This window comes from Endobacterium cereale (assembly GCF_009617585.1).
Classification (GTDB): domain Bacteria; phylum Pseudomonadota; class Alphaproteobacteria; order Rhizobiales; family Rhizobiaceae; genus Neorhizobium; species Neorhizobium cereale.
In genome coordinates, this window is the sequence record NZ_WIXI01000037.1 from 40,223 (window position 1) to 55,694 (window position 15,472).

13 protein-coding genes and 5 pseudogenes are annotated in these 15,472 nt (G+C 57.1%); 8 read left to right on the plus strand and 10 right to left on the minus strand.

The window, feature by feature from the left end:
- Positions 1-24 precede the first annotated feature (24 nt).
- Positions 25-1,554, minus strand: a pseudogene (locus tag GAO09_RS06805) (TIM barrel protein); the annotation flags it as partial.
- A gap of 195 nt (positions 1,555-1,749) precedes the next feature.
- On the opposite strand from GAO09_RS06805, the gene GAO09_RS06810 reads away from it, so the two are divergent.
- From GAO09_RS06810 to GAO09_RS06835, 6 genes are all read left to right on the plus strand, one after another.
- The gene (locus GAO09_RS06810) at positions 1,750-2,580 is read left to right on the plus strand and encodes a transporter substrate-binding domain-containing protein (protein WP_153353291.1); all 831 of its coding nucleotides are present in this window, start codon (positions 1,750-1,752) and stop codon (positions 2,578-2,580) included.
- A 105-nt stretch (positions 2,581-2,685) separates the two neighbouring features.
- Positions 2,686-3,129 carry a type II 3-dehydroquinate dehydratase gene (locus tag GAO09_RS06815; RefSeq protein WP_153353292.1) on the plus strand — a complete coding sequence of 148 codons (444 nt, stop codon included), beginning with the start codon at positions 2,686-2,688 and terminating at the stop codon, positions 3,127-3,129.
- Between the two features lie 21 nt (positions 3,130-3,150).
- Positions 3,151-3,819, plus strand: a complete 669-nt coding sequence (locus GAO09_RS06820) for an amino acid ABC transporter permease (protein ID WP_153353293.1) — start codon at positions 3,151-3,153, stop codon at positions 3,817-3,819.
- 12 nt (positions 3,820-3,831) lie between these two features.
- Positions 3,832-4,473, plus strand: a complete 642-nt coding sequence (locus GAO09_RS06825; protein ID WP_153353294.1) for an amino acid ABC transporter permease — start codon at positions 3,832-3,834, stop codon at positions 4,471-4,473.
- Positions 4,474-4,545: 72 nt separating this feature from the next.
- Positions 4,546-5,277 carry an amino acid ABC transporter ATP-binding protein gene (locus GAO09_RS06830; RefSeq protein ID WP_153353387.1) on the plus strand — a complete coding sequence of 244 codons (732 nt, stop codon included), beginning with the start codon at positions 4,546-4,548 and terminating at the stop codon, positions 5,275-5,277.
- 34 nt (positions 5,278-5,311) lie between these two features.
- Complete coding sequence (locus GAO09_RS06835) at positions 5,312-6,139, plus strand: shikimate dehydrogenase family protein (protein ID WP_153353295.1); 828 nt, start codon at positions 5,312-5,314, stop codon at positions 6,137-6,139.
- Positions 6,140-6,174: 35 nt separating this feature from the next.
- Here the strand turns inward: GAO09_RS06835 and GAO09_RS06840 are convergent.
- From GAO09_RS06840 to napE, 9 genes and pseudogenes are all read right to left on the minus strand, one after another.
- Positions 6,175-6,326 (minus strand): annotated as a pseudogene (locus GAO09_RS06840) (GTP 3',8-cyclase MoaA); the annotation flags it as partial.
- A 37-nt stretch (positions 6,327-6,363) separates the two neighbouring features.
- A complete protein-coding gene (locus tag GAO09_RS06845; protein ID WP_153353296.1) occupies positions 6,364-7,074 on the minus strand; it encodes a cytochrome c3 family protein in 711 nt (236 codons plus the stop codon).
- Positions 7,071-7,562 (minus strand): nitrate reductase cytochrome c-type subunit, encoded by a 492-nt coding sequence (locus GAO09_RS06850; RefSeq protein WP_153353297.1) that lies wholly within the window; start codon positions 7,560-7,562, stop codon positions 7,071-7,073. Before GAO09_RS06850 ends, GAO09_RS06845 begins: the two co-directional genes overlap by 4 nt.
- Positions 7,532-8,458: pseudogene (locus GAO09_RS30325) on the minus strand (molybdopterin dinucleotide binding domain-containing protein); the annotation flags it as partial. The gene GAO09_RS06850 and the pseudogene GAO09_RS30325, both read right to left, overlap by 31 nt.
- Before the next feature lie 13 nt (positions 8,459-8,471).
- Positions 8,472-9,855 (minus strand): annotated as a pseudogene (locus GAO09_RS06860) (molybdopterin-dependent oxidoreductase); the annotation flags it as partial.
- Between the two features lie 120 nt (positions 9,856-9,975).
- A pseudogene (locus tag GAO09_RS06865) lies at positions 9,976-10,899 on the minus strand (molybdopterin-dependent oxidoreductase); the annotation flags it as partial.
- Positions 10,874-11,155: a chaperone NapD gene (locus tag GAO09_RS06870; protein ID WP_153353299.1), complete on the minus strand. Its 282-nt coding sequence runs from the start codon at positions 11,153-11,155 to the stop codon at positions 10,874-10,876. The gene GAO09_RS06870 and the pseudogene GAO09_RS06865, both read right to left, overlap by 26 nt.
- Entirely contained in the window at positions 11,148-11,708 is a 561-nt protein-coding gene (locus GAO09_RS06875) for a ferredoxin-type protein NapF (protein ID WP_338015051.1), read from the minus strand. The genes GAO09_RS06870 and GAO09_RS06875 overlap by 8 nt, the downstream gene beginning before the upstream one ends.
- Positions 11,653-11,865, minus strand: a complete 213-nt coding sequence (napE, locus tag GAO09_RS06880; RefSeq protein WP_153353388.1) for a periplasmic nitrate reductase, NapE protein — start codon at positions 11,863-11,865, stop codon at positions 11,653-11,655. The genes GAO09_RS06875 and napE overlap by 56 nt, the downstream gene beginning before the upstream one ends.
- Before the next feature lie 688 nt (positions 11,866-12,553).
- On the opposite strand from napE, the gene GAO09_RS06885 reads away from it, so the two are divergent.
- On the plus strand, positions 12,554-13,000 hold the full coding sequence (locus GAO09_RS06885) for an RrF2 family transcriptional regulator (protein WP_153353301.1): 447 nt from the start codon (positions 12,554-12,556) through the stop codon (positions 12,998-13,000).
- A gap of 237 nt (positions 13,001-13,237) precedes the next feature.
- The gene (locus GAO09_RS06890; RefSeq protein ID WP_235937960.1) at positions 13,238-15,466 is read left to right on the plus strand and encodes a NosR/NirI family protein; all 2,229 of its coding nucleotides are present in this window, start codon (positions 13,238-13,240) and stop codon (positions 15,464-15,466) included.
- Positions 15,467-15,472: the final 6 nt, after the last annotated feature.

Below are 15,472 nucleotides of genomic sequence, written 5' to 3' on the forward strand. Positions count from 1 at the left end.
TTCGGCCGGCACTTTCCAGCCCGGATCCGCGATAAAATGGCCAGCCAAAGTGCGTCGGTTCTCCGCTCCATTCAGCGTCAGGCGCAGGTTACCTGACCTATTCTCGACCACTTGGCTGCGCACCACTCCGGACGGGTCGATGATGTCGACCATAGGGGTCTTTTCGGCTTCGAATATCGAAGTGTAGAATAATAGCCAGGTCAGCATCTCCTCGTAAGCGACGGTCTGGGCGACGTGATCGATATGGGCAAGATGCGCTGCGGAGATGTCCGTGTCTTCGAAGACCGGTGTAAAGTCGATCTCCGCGAACCGGCCAAGGTTGCTTTGCTCGTCGAGGAAATAAATCAATCCGCCGCCCACGTCTCGGATCGCCGGGATCTGAACTTCGCCCTGGCTGACCCCTTGCTCGAATGGTTCGGCGCCAAGCGCGATTGCGCGGGCATAGGCCGCGCCGGCATCATCGACAATCAGCGCGACCGCATAGGCGGACGTCCCATGTACCGCGAAAGAAGCATTGGCGAAGCCGTTTTCGTCGGTGTTGAGCAACAGGCGGATCTTGCCCTGTTCGAAAATCGTGACTTTCTTGGAGCGATGAACAGCAGTCTTGCGAAAACCGAGCGTCTTGAGAATGGCGGCAAGGTTGTCACCGTCTTTTTCATCCGTCGAGAACTCGACGAACCCTATACCCTTCACGGCAGCGCGATCCGGCATTTCTACCACGGTCAGTGTCGCAGCCTGCGGATTTCGACGAACCTGATCGCCCAAATAGACCAGCGAACGGTGACCGTCGGCCGCAATCGTTTTTGGAGAGCCCCCGCGGAACTGGTCATTGAAGATTTCCAACGAAAGATAGCCATCATAGCCCGTCGCGGCGATGGCTTCGGTGAACTCCCGCACTGGGAGGTCGCCTTCACCCGGCATATTGCGGAAATGTCGTGACCAATAAAGCAGCTCCATCTCGATTAGCGGCGCGTCCGCCATTTGCACGATGAAGATTTTGTCCTTCGGTATGGAGCGGATCGATCCGACGTCGATCTTGCGCGCCAAGGTGTGAAAACTGTCGAGTATGAGACCGATGTTGGGATGATCGGCACGCCGCACGATTTCCCAAGCGTCGCGGTGGTCATTGATGTGCCGGCCCCAAGCCAGGGCCTCGTAGCCAACCCTCAGCCCGCGCTTCGCCGCCCGCTCTCCCAGTTCGTAGAAGTCTGCTGCAGCCCGATCGATACCACCAAGCGATGCCGGCGAAACATTCGAGCAGACGAGAACGAGATCTGTGCCGAGCTGCTGCATGATGTCGAATTTGCGCTCGGCGCGATCAAAAGTCCGGCTGCGTAACGGCTCCGGCAAGCCCTCGAAATCCCGGAACGGTTGAAAGAGCGTGATTTCCAGGCCCTGGTCGCGAACCATGCGTCCAACATCGGCCGGACTGCCGTCGAAGGCCAGGAAATCATTTTCAAAGATCTCCACTCCGTCGAAGCCGGCTGCTGCAATGGCTGCCAGTTTCTCGGGAAATTCTCCGCTGATCGATACCGTGGCAATCGATGTTTTCATCGTTTCCTCCTCCTGAAACAATAATTTCGCACTGCACAAATCGTAATGCAATATTCCAAGCAAGCGCCGAATTCTATTTTGTCATAGATTATAGAAAAACTCAGTTGATTTGGAAATGGCCTTATGTCAACTTTGGCCTGTCACCAGCTGGAGGAGAGCTGGCAGGTTTTTGGACCATCGGAGGAGGAGCACCTAATGTTTGGATTCAAATTGAATCGACGCCGCGCCTTGTTGGGCGCCGCGGCAATTGTCGCCGCAGCATCGCTTTCGCAACCGGCAGCCGCTATCACGCCGGCCGAGATCAAGGCCAAGGGCAAGCTGGTCGTCGGTATTCAGGGCGACAACCCGCCTTGGGGTTTTGTCACGAGTGCAGGCAAGCAGGACGGCTTTGACGCCGAAATGGGCGCCCTGTTCGCCAAGGAACTCGGTGTCGAGGTGGAATTCGTTCCGCTGGAAGTCAGCAACCGCATTCCCGCACTGACATCAGGCCGCGTCGACATTCTTTTCGCGACGATGGCGATGTTGCCGGATCGCGCCAAGGCCGTGCAGTTCAGCCAGCCTTACAATGCGAATGCCATTGTTCTGATCGGGCCGAAGGACAAGTCGATCAAGACGAATGATGACATGGCCGGCCTGACGATCAGCGTCGCCAAGGGTGCAGCACAGGATACTCAGGTTACCAAGAACGCACCGCCTACCGCGACCATTCGCCGGTATGATGGGGACGCGGCGAGCGTTCAGGCTTTGGCTTCCGGCCAGGTCGATGCGCTCGGCGGCAACATCTTCTACCTCGATCGCGTCGAGAAGGCCGTCCCGGGCAAATTCGAAAACAAGCTCGAATTCCAGAAGCTCTACAACGGCGCCTGCACGCGCTTGGGCGAAAAAGAGATCAACGTCGCGGTGAACGAGTTCATCGACAAGATCAAGGCCAATGGTGAATTGAAGAAGATCTACGACAAGTGGATGAAGGTCCCGGTGCCGGAATTCCCGAAGAGCCTCGAAGGTATTCCGTTCACCGCGAGTTGAGCTTCGGCTCTTCGTAAACTCTGAATTTCGCGTGGTGGCATCTGAGTAAGGTGCCAGCGTCGGCGCATGACAAACCCTTGCGCCGACGCTGCCCGGAGTTTTTCCATGAACAAGACGATCTTTGTCCTCAACGGACCCAACCTCAATCTTCTGGGCGAGCGGGAGCCGGCCATATACGGCACGACAACCCTCGGCAACATTCGCGAGCGATGCGAGGCGAAAGCCGCATCTCTGGGCTTCTCGATCGATTTCCGCCAGACGAATTTCGAAGGCGAATTGGTGGAATCCGTGCATCAGGCGCGAAAACATGCCTGTGGCATCATCATCAATCCGGCCGGATACACTTTCACGTCCATCGCCCTTCTGGACGCACTGAAGACTTTCGACGGCCATAAGATAGAGCTGCACATATCCAACGTGCATACGCGCGAGAGCATCTATCACAACTCCCTGATTTCGCGCACCGCGACCGGCATCATGATCGGCTTCGGAGCCCGCGGTTATGAACTGGCGATCGACGCCATGGCCGGGATGGTCGAGCCGTCCTGAAAACGCGCCGCAGGAGACATCATGAACTACACCCTTGATTTCACTCCGGTTATCGAAGGTCTGCCAAACCTTCTTTGGGCCTGTCTCGGAACATTCACGTTGGCCATCTGTGGCATGCTTTTGGCGATCGCGATCGGCATCGGCGGCGTCATTTTACGCCAATCGCCATTCAAGCCTCTGCGCTGGCTCGTGATCGGCTTCGTCGAATTGATCCGCAACACGCCGTTTCTGGTGCAGATCTTCTTCATCTATTTCGCACTGCCATTGGCGGGTATCCGTCTCGATCCAACGCCGACAGCGATCATCGCACTCGGCATTAATGGCGGTGCCTACGCCATCGAGATCATTCGTGGTGGCGTGCAGTCAATTTCGAAGGGGCAGAGGGAGGCGGGACTGGCGCTCGGACTGCACGAGGCCCAGGTCTTCCGCCTGATCATCCTCAAGCCGGCGCTTAGGGCGATCTACCCCTCGCTGACGAGCCAGTTCATCCTGCTGACACTGACGACCAGCATCGCATCCGCCATCTCGGCTTACGAACTGACCTCGGTATCGCAGCGGATCGAGTCTGACAGTTTCCGCAGCTTCGAGGTCTATTTCACCGTGACGGCGTTCTACTTCGTCATTTCCTGGGTGATGATGCGCGTCTTCGCGCTCTTCTCCTCCCGCTATTTCAGCTATCCGGTCAGATAAGGAGGAAATCGAATGGAACGCGAAGAACTCCTTTTTCTTCTGGCAGGCCTCAAATGGACGGTCGCGCTGTCCGTGGTCGCCTTCATATGTGGCAGTATTGCGGGTTTGATTGTCGCATTGGCGCGCACATCCGGCATCCTTATCGTCGAGCGCCTGACGGCTGGCTATATCGCAGTCTTCCAGGGCACCCCGCTTCTGATGCAGCTTTTTGTCGTCTATTACGGGCTTGCTCTGATCGGCATCCAGATGGATGCGTGGGCTGCGGTGTCGGTCGGCTTGACCCTCCATGCAAGTGCGTTTCTTGGGGAAATCTGGCGAGGATCGATCGAAGCTGTCCCGCGTGGGCAGACGGAGGCCGCCAAGGCGCTGAGCCTCGGTTACGTCTCCCGTATGAAGGATGTCGTGCTTCCCCAGGCGATACGGATCTCACTTCCGGCCACGATCGGTTTTCTGGTGCAGCTCATCAAGGGCACATCGCTCGCCTCCATCGTCGGGTTCACCGAGCTTACCCGCGCCGGCAACATCATCTCAAACCAGATTTTCCAGCCGTTGACCGTCTTCGGCGTGGTCGGAGCCCTCTATTTCCTGATGTGCTGCCCGCTGACTATCTATGGCGCCCATCTCGAACGCAAATTCCTGACCGCCAGCCGCTAGGGCGTGCGCGTCGAGAAATCCGGAGTTTCATGGATGAACCAGACAATAAATAGCGCAATGACTACCGAGCCGATGATCTCGTTGTCGGGCGTGGAAAAATGGTACGGTGCCTTTAAGGCTCTCGACAATATCAACATGTCTGTCGCGAAGGGCGAAAAGATCGTGCTTTGCGGCCCCTCGGGAAGCGGCAAGTCCACGCTAATCCGCTGTATCAATCACTTGGAGGCCTATCAGAAGGGTGACATCCATGTGGGCGGTATCATGCTCGGGCACGGATCGAAGACGATCGATGCAGTCCGCCGCGAAGTGGGCATGGTCTTCCAGCAGTTCAATCTCTTCCCGCATCTGACCGTGCTGCAGAACTGCATGCTGGCTCCGATGAAGGCACTAGGTCTAGACAAGGCGCAAACTGAGGATCGTGCCCGTCAGCTGCTGGAACGGGTCAAGATTTCGGAGCAGGCGGACAAATATCCCGCCCAGTTGTCCGGCGGCCAGCAGCAGCGTGTCGCCATTGCGCGCGCGCTCTGCATGCGGCCCAAAGCGATGCTGTTCGATGAACCGACATCCGCACTCGACCCGGAAATGGTCAAGGAAGTGCTCGATACGATGATCTCGCTGGCCGAAGAGGGAATGACCATGATCTGCGTGACCCACGAAATGGGTTTCGCCCGCCAAGTGGCCGATCGCGTCATCTTCATGGCATCCGGCGCGATCGTCGAGGAAGCACCTCCCGCCGAGTTCTTCTCCAATCCGCAACATGAACGCACCCGGAAGTTCCTTGGTGAAATTCTCGGGCGGCATTGATGCGGTACAGGCTCATAGCCGGAAAGTAAGGCCGATGATAAGCGGCAAAACAAAACTCATCGCGCACCTTGGTTACCCGACGCATTCCTTCAAGGCACCGCTGATCTACAACCCTTATTTCGAGAAAAACGGCATCGATGCGGTCGTGGTGCCGATGGGATGTCGGCCCGATGACTACAAGGCATTTCTGAAACTGGTCTTCCGTCTTTCCAACATCCATGGTGCGCTGATCACCATGCCGCACAAGATCACCACGATGGGATTGCTGGACGATATTTCCACCAATGCGCAGGTGGCCGGAGCCTGCAACGCAGTGAAGATCGGGCCGGATGGCGGCTTGGTCGGCGACATGTTCGATGGTGAGGGTTTCGTTCGCGGGATGCTGCGCAGAGGGCGGGAGATTGAAGGCAAAGGAGCGATCATGGCCGGCGCCGGAGGCGTCGGTTCGGCGATCGCTGCGTCGCTTGCCAAAGCGGGCTTGGCTAAGCTGGCGCTTTTCGATGCCTCCATACCCATGAGGCAGGGCTTGGTGGGCCGGTTGCGCCGTCATTATCCGGGGTTGGGTGTGGAAGATGGGACGACTGATCCGGACGGTTACGATATCGTCATCAACGCCACGCCACTCGGCATGAATGACGATGATCCGTTGCCTTTCGATGTGTCCCGGATCGCGCCTTCAGCCTTCGTTGGTGAGGTGGTGCTGAGCCGTGAGATAACACCTTTCCTGGCTGCTGCCCGTGCTCGTGGCTGCGAATATCAGGTCGGAACGGACATGCTGTTCGAGCAAATCCCGGCCTATCTCGAATTCTTTGATCTCCCCACGACGACGGCGGAAGAGCTTCGCGCCGTTGCCAGATTGTGAGGGTTTGGTTCGGTCTTGTTATTGGAAGACCGTATGAGCCGATCCAGCTTCTCCAGCGTGAGCCGATCCTTTTTCGGCAGGAATGTCATGTTTTCCGCGATGCAGATGTGCAGCGGAAATCACACCGACCGGTGACGGAGACGCGCAGATCAGTGACCGCGCGACCGAACGTGTCGATCATAGGCATGATCTCTGCCGCGGGTTTTTAAAGAATGGTCATCCCCTTAATCGCTGCGATGATTTATCCCTCCCACGCCTTCGAGGAACACCGCTAGTTGATCGGTATCCTGCAAACCATGGTTGCCTGCCTTGCCCATAAGTTCGGCCGGCACTTTCCAGCCCGGATCAACGCCTTCCATATTCGGCAATTCATGCGCGATCCCCTTGTGGCAATCGATGCATGTCGCCTTTCCCGTTAGAAGATAGCGGGTGTGTATCTCCGCCGCGCGTTTGGTCTGCTTGGTAAAGTCCATGGCAATGGAAGAGTGGCAGTTGCGGCATTCGAGGCTGTCATTGGCCTTCAGGCGCGCCCATTCGTGCTGGGCAAGTTCAAGCCTATGATCCAGGAATTTTTCGCGCGTGTTGATGGTGCCGAAAAGCTTGCCCCAAACTTCTTTCGAAGCCTGCATTTTACGGGCAATCTTGTTGGTCCATTGGTGCGGAACGTGGCAATCTGGGCAGGATGCCCGCACACCGGAACGGTTCGAGAAGTGGACCGTCCGCGTCATTTCCTCGTAGACGTTGTCCTTCATCTCATGACAACCGGTGCAGAAGGCTTCGGTATTTGTCACCTCCAGTGCGGTGTTGAATGCGCCCCAGAAGATAATGCCGCCGACGAAACCGCCGAGCGTCAAAAAACCGAGGCTCAGTGTTCCCGCAGGCGTGGAAAGAACCCGCCAGACCCAGAGGAGTATTGCTTTGAACTTTCCGATCATTGGCCAGATCCCGCGGGTTTGAAGCCAAGTTCACTCATGTCCTTGAACATGTTGGGAATCAGCGGACGAGTGTCGGCCTGCGGCACGTGGCATGCCGTACAGAAATAGCGGCGCGGCGAAACGTCGGCCAGCATCTGGCCTTCGCGGGTCATGTAATGGGTAACGCTGATCATCGGCGCGCCGGAACCTTCGGTCATTTCGCGCCGGTGGCACGACATGCAGCGGTTGGTATTCACCGACAGCTGGTATCCCTCGATCGAATGCGGAATGACCGGGGGCTGGTCCGGATAGTTGCGCATCTTTTGGATGTCGTCGACGATCCATCGCGGCAGCGGTTCCGCGCCGGTATTTTCCATCGGGCTCGCGCGGCCCGACAGTTGCGGGACCGTTTGCGCAATCGCCACCGTGCCCGTTACCAGACACAGGGCGAGCGCGACGAAAGTCCAGAAGCGCCGGCTCACGCGACGGGAAGTATCTTGACTGCGCATTTTTTGAAATCCGTCTGTTTGGAAATGGGGTCGGTGGCGTCGAGCGTGACCTTGTTGATCAGCTGGCTGGCGTCGAACCACGGCACGAAGATCACGCCATGCGGCATGCGGTTGCGGCCACGAATATCCACCCGGCTGATAATCTCGCCACGCCGCGACTGGATCTTCACCTGTCCGCCCTGGTTGATGCCGAGGCGGCGTGCGTCGTCGCCGTTCATGAAACAGCGGGCGCCCGGAAATGCCTTGTAGAGTTCCGGTACGCGCATGGTCATGGAGCCGGAATGCCAGTGTTCGAGAACACGGCCCGTCACCAGCCAGAAGCCGAACTCATCATCCGGAGATTCTGCCGGCGGCTCGTAAGGCGCTGCGAGGATGACGGCGCGGCCATCCTTCTGGCCATAAAATTTGACGCCTTCACCTTCCTTGACATAGGGGTCGTAACCCTCGCGGTAACGCCACTTGGTTTCCTTGCCATCGACGACCGGCCAGCGAAGACCCCGCACCTCGTGATACATGTCGTATGGCGCAAGGTCGTGACCATGGCCGCGTCCGAAGCTCGCATATTCCTCGAACAGGCCTTTCTGCAGATAGAAGCCGAAAGCTTTGGCCTCGCGGTTCTCATAGTCCGTCGAGACTTCCGAGATCGGGAACTTGTCGACATTGCCGTTCTGATAAAGCACTTCGTACAGGCTCTTGCCCTTGAAGTCGGGGTTCTTGTCGAGGATGTCCTGCGGCCAGACCTCGTCGGTGGTAAATCGCTTGGAGAATTCCACCAACTGCCAGAGGTCGGAGCGGGCCTCGCCCGGTGCGTTCACAAGCTGATGCCAGACGTGGGTGCGGCGTTCGGCATTGCCGTAAGCGCCTTCCTTTTCCACCCACATGGCGGCGGGCAGAATCGGAACGAGCTTCGCCCGGTGCATTGACCAGCTGATGCCAGACGTGGGTGCGGCGTTCGGCATTGCCGTAAGCGCCTTCCTTTTCCACCCACATGGCGGCGGGCAGAATCAGGTCAGCGGTCATGGCAGTCACGGTCGGATAGGCATCCGAAACGACAATGAAATTTTCCGGGTTGCGATAACCGAGATAGGCCTCGTTGCTGTTGTTGGCAGCGGCCTGCATGTTGTTGTTCACCTGAACCCAGTAGAAGTTCAGCTTGCCATCATGCAGCATGCGGTCCTGCTCGACGGCATGGTAACCCGGCTTTTCCGGAATGATGCCGTGCGGAATGTTCCACAATTCCTCGGCATGCTTGCGGTGTTCCGGGTTGGTCACGGTCATGTCGGCGGGCAGGCGGTGGGCAAACGTTCCGACTTCGCGGGCGGTGCCGCAAGCCGAAGGCTGGCCCGTCAGCGAGAAGGGGCTGTTGCCCGGCTCGGAGATTTTGCCGGTGAGCAGATGGATGTTGTAGACCATCTGGTTGGCCCAGACGCCACGGACGTGCTGGTTGAAGCCCATGGTCCAGAGCGACATGACCTTGATCTTCGGGTCGGCATAAAGCTCCGCCAGCTGCTCCAGAAAACCCTTGTCGACGCCTGCGAGTTCCGCGACCTTGTCGAGCGTGTATTCGGACACGTGTTTCTTGAACGTTTCGAAATCGATCGGAGTCATCTCGGCCGCTTTCGCCGCGCCGGTCGCCTTGACTTCAAGCGGATGCTCGGCGCGCAGGCCGTAACCGATATCGGTCGTTGCCTGCATGAACTTGGTGTTCTTATTGATAAACGCCTGGTTCACGCGGCCGGTCTGGATGATGTGGTTGGCTATATAGTTGAGGATCGCCAGATCCGTACCGGGTTTGAAGACCAGCGGAATGTCGGCAAGGTCCATGCTGCGATGGGTGAAGGTGGACAGAACCGAAACCTTCACAGCCTTTTTCCTTCAGGGTCTTCTTGGCCTTTTCGGCCATGATGTCGAAGGCTTCCTCCCAAGTGACGGGTTCGAATTCGCCTTCCTTGTCGAACACGCCGTTGCGCTTACGCAAAAGCGGCGTCGTCAGGCGATCCTTGCCGTACATGATCTTCGAGAGGAAATAGCCCTTGACGCAGTTGAGGCCGCGATTGACCTCGGCCTCCATGTCACCATGGGTGGCGACGACATGGTTTTCCTTGACGCCGACCATGACACCGCAGCCGGTGCCGCAGAAGCGACAGGGCGCTTTCGACCATTTGATTTCCAGTGCCGCGACGCCGCCAGGGACGGATTGGGCGGCTGCCGGCATGGCGATGCCTGCGGTCGACGCCGCGATCGCAGCGGCTTGGGCTTTCAGCACATCACGCCGCGTGAGTTCTGCCGTCATCCGACATCTCCTTTTCTGCAATTGTCTGTTCGAAAACCATGTGCGCGGCGATACTGCTCCAGAAAGCCCTTGTCGACGCCTGCGAGTTCGGCAACCTTGTCGAGCGTGTATTCGGACACGTGTTTCTTGAACGTTTCGAAATCGATCGGAGTCATCTCGGCCGCTTTCGCCGTCGATAAATGCCTGGTTCACGCGGCCGGTCTGGATGATGTGGTTGGCGATATAGTTGAGGATCGCCAGATCCGTGCCGGGTTTGAAGACCAGCGGAATGTCGGCAAGGTCCATGCTGCGATGGGTGAAGGTGGACAGAACCGAAACCTTCACATGCTCATGGCCGAGGCGGCGGTCAGCCAGACGCGTCCACAGGATCGGGTGCATTTCCGCCATGTTCGAGCCCCACAGCACGAAGGCGTCGGCATGCTCGAAATCGTCATAACAGCCCATCGGCTCGTCCATGCCGAACGTGCGCATGAAGCCATAGGCGGCAGATGCCATGCAGTGGCGCGCATTGGGATCGAGATTGTTCGAACGGAAGCCGGCGCGCATCAGTTTGGTGGCGGCATACCCTTCGAAAATCGTCCATTGGCCGGAGCCGAACATGCCGAGCGCCGTCGGCCCCTTTTCCTTCAAGGTTTTCTTGGCCTTTTCGGCCATGATATCGAAGGCTTCCTCCCAAGTGACGGGTTCGAATTCGCCTTCCTTGTCGAACACGCCGTTACGCTTGCGCAAAAGCGGCGTCGTCAGGCGATCCTTGCCGTACATGATCTTCGAGAGGAAATAGCCCTTGACGCAGTTGAGGCCGCGATTGACCTCGGCCTCCATGTCGCCATGGGTGGCGACGACATGGTTTTCCTTGACGCCGACCATGACACCGCAGCCGGTGCCACAGAAGCGACAGGGCGCTTTCGACCATTTGATTTCCAGTGCCGCGACGCCGCCGGGGACGGATTGGGCTGCTGCCGGCATGGCGATGCCTGCGGTCGACGCCGCGATCGCAGCGGCTTGGGCTTTCAGCACGTCACGCCGCGTGAGTTCTGCCGTCATCCGACATCTCCTTTTCTGCAATTGTCTGTTCGAAAACCATGTGCGCGGCGATGACATCGCCCATCGCCGAAATTCCAATCAGTGTTTCACCGAGAAAGCCCGAACTCGGACCCTCGATGACGACGACGATTTTGCCGCCGCCGGTGGCATGCACCTCGACACCTTCGATCTCGGTGAGCGCCGCCGTCATGCGTTCGACTGCTTCTGGCCGCACGACGACGACCGCGCTCGATATGTGATGCTGCGGCTCACGCATGCGCCACCTCCCTTGTGTTTGCCGTCATGGTGATTGACCGGGTGGGGCACACCGAAATGCAGGCGCCGCATCCGGTACAAGAATCGGTGTCGAGCACGGGTACGAACGGACCACCGAGCCGTGGCTTGAAACGGATGGCCGCCGGCGGACAGACGTCGCGACAGGCCTGACAATCCACAAAATTGACGGCAAGGCAGCTGTCCGCGATGACGGCGTGATGGGCAAACGATACGGCCGGCTCAGGCGGGAAAACCCGCTCGGGACATCGCTCCGAACATTTGCTGCAGAATGTGCATTCGCCTATGCCGAAATCAACGGTCGGCACGCCATCGCGCATCAGGATAACCTGCGTAGGACAGGCTTTTTCGCACTCTGCGCAACCCGAACAGTTGCGAACGGATTCTTCCGTCACGCCGGGTGGGTAATATCCCTGGGTGACCCGCAATGCGCTGCCTCTCAAAAAGGCGCGACGGGTGGTGGCGACTTGACCCATGGGGTTATTCTGCTGAGTTCGGTCGTGCCGGGGTGATGTCGTGCGGGCCGGGCGGGCCATAGACGATCTGGTAGGCCCAGACCATGAAGCCGTAGCTGGCGACGGTGCCGACGGCGACAATGGGCCAGATGCCGAAAGCCAGAACAAAAAAAGTAAGAAGTTCGCGGCGGCGTTTCTGACGAAACGAAATCTGCTCCCCTGCGATTGTCTTCTTCATCATGGCTGCATCCGCTTCGAGGAATCATATCAACCCGTATCCATGGCTTCGCAGAAGTTCTCCGTCATTGATTTATGTCAATCAACCGCGGCAAAAAGCATTCTCTTTCCATATCGGATAATTTTTCTGTCAGTTATTGGACCGCTGCCTAAGAAACGCTAGCTGCCCTGCCGAGCCGTTGCCCGGGCCGTATCGTGCAGATTTGCGATGGCGGCTGGACCCAGCCTTTGGCTATTTGTCCCCAGCACTATTCGCAACTTAACTCGTCCCGTAGGGGTGATTTGGACCGGTCGACTGCGCAGCTTGAGAGCTCACTGCGACGCTAAGTCAGTCCGCGGTGGCAACCAAAGTGGGTAACGCTCCCTCGCTTAAGGGCCACGTCTAGGCGCAGGCAAACGCTGAAAAATATTGCGACGATACTCTTGCCTGTCTTTGATTAAAAACAAGGACGGCAGCCTCTGCTGCAATAGCATTGTTTAAAACAGGGAGGCCCAGCATGCCAAAAATAGGGATTTTGCGAGACGATATTGATCGGCTTGAAGCGCTGATACGCGATCTACAATCGAAGTACCCGGACCTGCGCACCCTCTCATATGATCGCGCGGCGATGAGCCTGGAGGTTCGCAGAACGTGCTTTTCCGCTCTCCAACATCAAGAAGACACCAACCAAGGCTCCTGAGGAGTTTCGATGCAACTTACTCTTTTTACCGATTATGGTTTGAGGTTGATGATGTTCGTTGCAGTTTCCGATGGTCGACGGGTTACGATAGAGGAAGTCGCACGAGCCTACGATATTTCGCGCTCCCATCTCATGAAAGTCGCGCAGGTTCTCATACGTGAAAACTTACTCAAAGCGTCACGGGGGCGCACTGGTGGACTGAATTTGGCACGATCAGCAGAAAATGTCTCGATCGGAGCAATTGTTAGAGCAACGGAAGCTGGCTTTGATTTGGTCGAGTGCCAAAGGCAACAAGGAAATTGCAGGATGGGTCAGGTGTGCCGCTTACGCGGTATCCTACTCGATGCATTAAATGCCTTCTTTGAAGTGCTCGATCGTCACACACTCGCTGATTTGATTGCCCGTCCGAGCGATTTCTCCTTTCTCAGTGATGTGCGGGTTCAAAGCTCTCAATAAATCCGGCTCGGAAACTTGGGTAGAAGCCCTCCCTCTGACGCTTCAATAATCTTATAAACATTCATCAATCATACTTGATTTCAATCAACGAACGGCGGCCGCGCGTCTTCTAAAGCTCTGTCTATCGACTGTGATATAGATGGAGGACGCGGAAGCCTTATGCGAAAGCGTTACTGTTGGGCGGAAACGCGGGTATCGATCCGTTCGGTCATAATTATAGTCTGTTCGTGGCTGATCATGATTTTCGGAGGAGTTTCTCTTGGCCAAGCCGCCAATGAGTTGCCTAACTATCTCGAATCTCTTCAGCCTAGCGACTTGTTCAAGGATGCCGATGCTTTCGGTCAACTTGTTGGAGAGCCGCCTATCGCTCCCGTTCTCCGGAAAGGAGAAATGGTTGGGTTTGCATATCTCAACTCGGACTTTTCGAGTTCCGTAGGATACTCCGGTAAGCCCATTCATATCGTGGTCGGAATCGACCCTACTGGTATCATCCGGGGGATCAAACTCGTTGATCATAAAGAACCGATCGTCCTGATCGGAATACCCGAGGCAAAGGTTGTTGCCTCGATGAATGCGTTGTTAAACAAAGATCTTGGGCGTGTCGCTTCTGGCGAAGAGGCACCGCCGCAGGTGGATATCGTCAGCGGCGCGACCGTTACGGTTCTCGTGATGGGCGACAGTATTTCGCGCGCTGCCGTTCAGCTTATCCGCTCTAACCGTCTTGGTGGCGCAGCGGCCTCAAATGCGGCAGAGCCAACGTTTACTCGCAAGCTCGATACCTCTAAATCCGAGGTCCGTGACTGGCAGACTTTGATCGGCGATGGCTCCGTGCGCAGCCTGCGCATGACGGTTGGTGAGGTTTCCGAGGACTTTCGTAAGGCCGGGAAAACCGTTGCCGCCGATAAACCGGAAACCCACGATCCGAATGACAGGTTCATTGATCTCTACCTTGCTCCTGCCAGTGTTCCGTCTATCGGCCGCTCGTTGTTGGGCGATGTTGCCTACGAGCGTCTCGCGGCGCGTTTGAAGCTCGGGCAGTCGGCCATTCTGGTTGCCGGTGATGGCGCCTATTCCTTCAAGGGCTCAGGCTATGTGCGCGGCGGTATTTTCGATCGGATCGAGCTTTTACAGGATGGGCAGGGATATCGCTTCAAAGACCGCGACCACACACGCGTGCCGTCACTCGCGGCCGCCGACGCGCCAAAGCTTCGCGAGATCGCGCTGTTCGTGGTGCCGGAGGAGTTTCCATTCGACGTTACCCAGTCGTTCGATTTGCAGATGCTGGTCCAGCGCAATGCGGAAGGGCGCGACAAGTCGATCACCCCTTATCATCTCTCCTACGCTCTGCCTGATAGCTACGTGATCGTTGAAAAGGTCGAGAAAAGTGTGGCGGTGCAGTCGGCACCCGTCAATCCGGCAGCCGAGCAGTCTGCCGAAATCCGTGCTGAAGGAACCGTCATCGAAGAAGTGCCGCTGTGGATGCGGATATGGGATATGAACCGTATCAAGATCGGCATCACGGTCGTTGCTCTGCTGATCTTGACCGCGATCTTCTTCTTCCAGGACTGGTTGATGAAGCGTCCGGTGTTCTTCAAGTGGCTGCGTCGGGGCTATCTGCTGTTCGCGCTGGTCTGGCTAGGCTGGTACGCCAATGCACAGCTGTCGGTCGTCAATGTTCTTACCTTCTTCAACTTGCTTCGTACCGGCTTCAATTGGGAATTCTTCCTTTCCGCGCCGCTGATCTTCGTTCTGTGGGCTGCTGTAGCAGCCGGTCTTCTGTTCTGGGGAAGAGGACCTTTCTGCGGCTGGCTCTGTCCGTTTGGCGCGCTGCAGGAACTGACCAACAATATCGCGCAATGGCTGAAGGTGCCGCAGCTGAAATTGCCGTGGGGTCTGCACGAGCGTCTGTGGCCGGTGAAATACATCATCTTCCTCGGCCTGTTCGGATTGCCGCTCTATTCCGTCGCGCTCGCTGAAATATTTGCGGAGGTCGAGCCGTTCAAGACTGCGATCATTCTCAAGTTTGCCCGTGAATGGCCCTTCGTCATCTTTGCCCTGACCATGCTGAGCGCCGGGCTGTTCATCGAACGGTTCTATTGCCGCTATCTCTGCCCGCTTGGCGCCGCGCTCGCCATTCCCGGTCGGATCCGCATGTTCGAATGGCTCAAGCGCTGGGGCGAATGCGGTTCTCCCTGCCATCTTTGCGCCAAGGAATGTCCCGTCAACGCGATCCATCCCGAGGGCCAGATCAATGTCAACGAATGCATCTACTGCATGCATTGCCAGGAGCTCTACCACGACGATCAGCGCTGTCCGCACATGATCCAGGTCCGCAAGAAAAGGGAAAAATTCATGGCTCTTTCATCCCCCGCATCCCGTGGCGAGGCGCCGGCCAGAACGGTCGTTACCCATAACGGCGCGCCGATTGAAAAAGTCTCACCATCACCACTCAGCGGAACAAACTGAAATTTC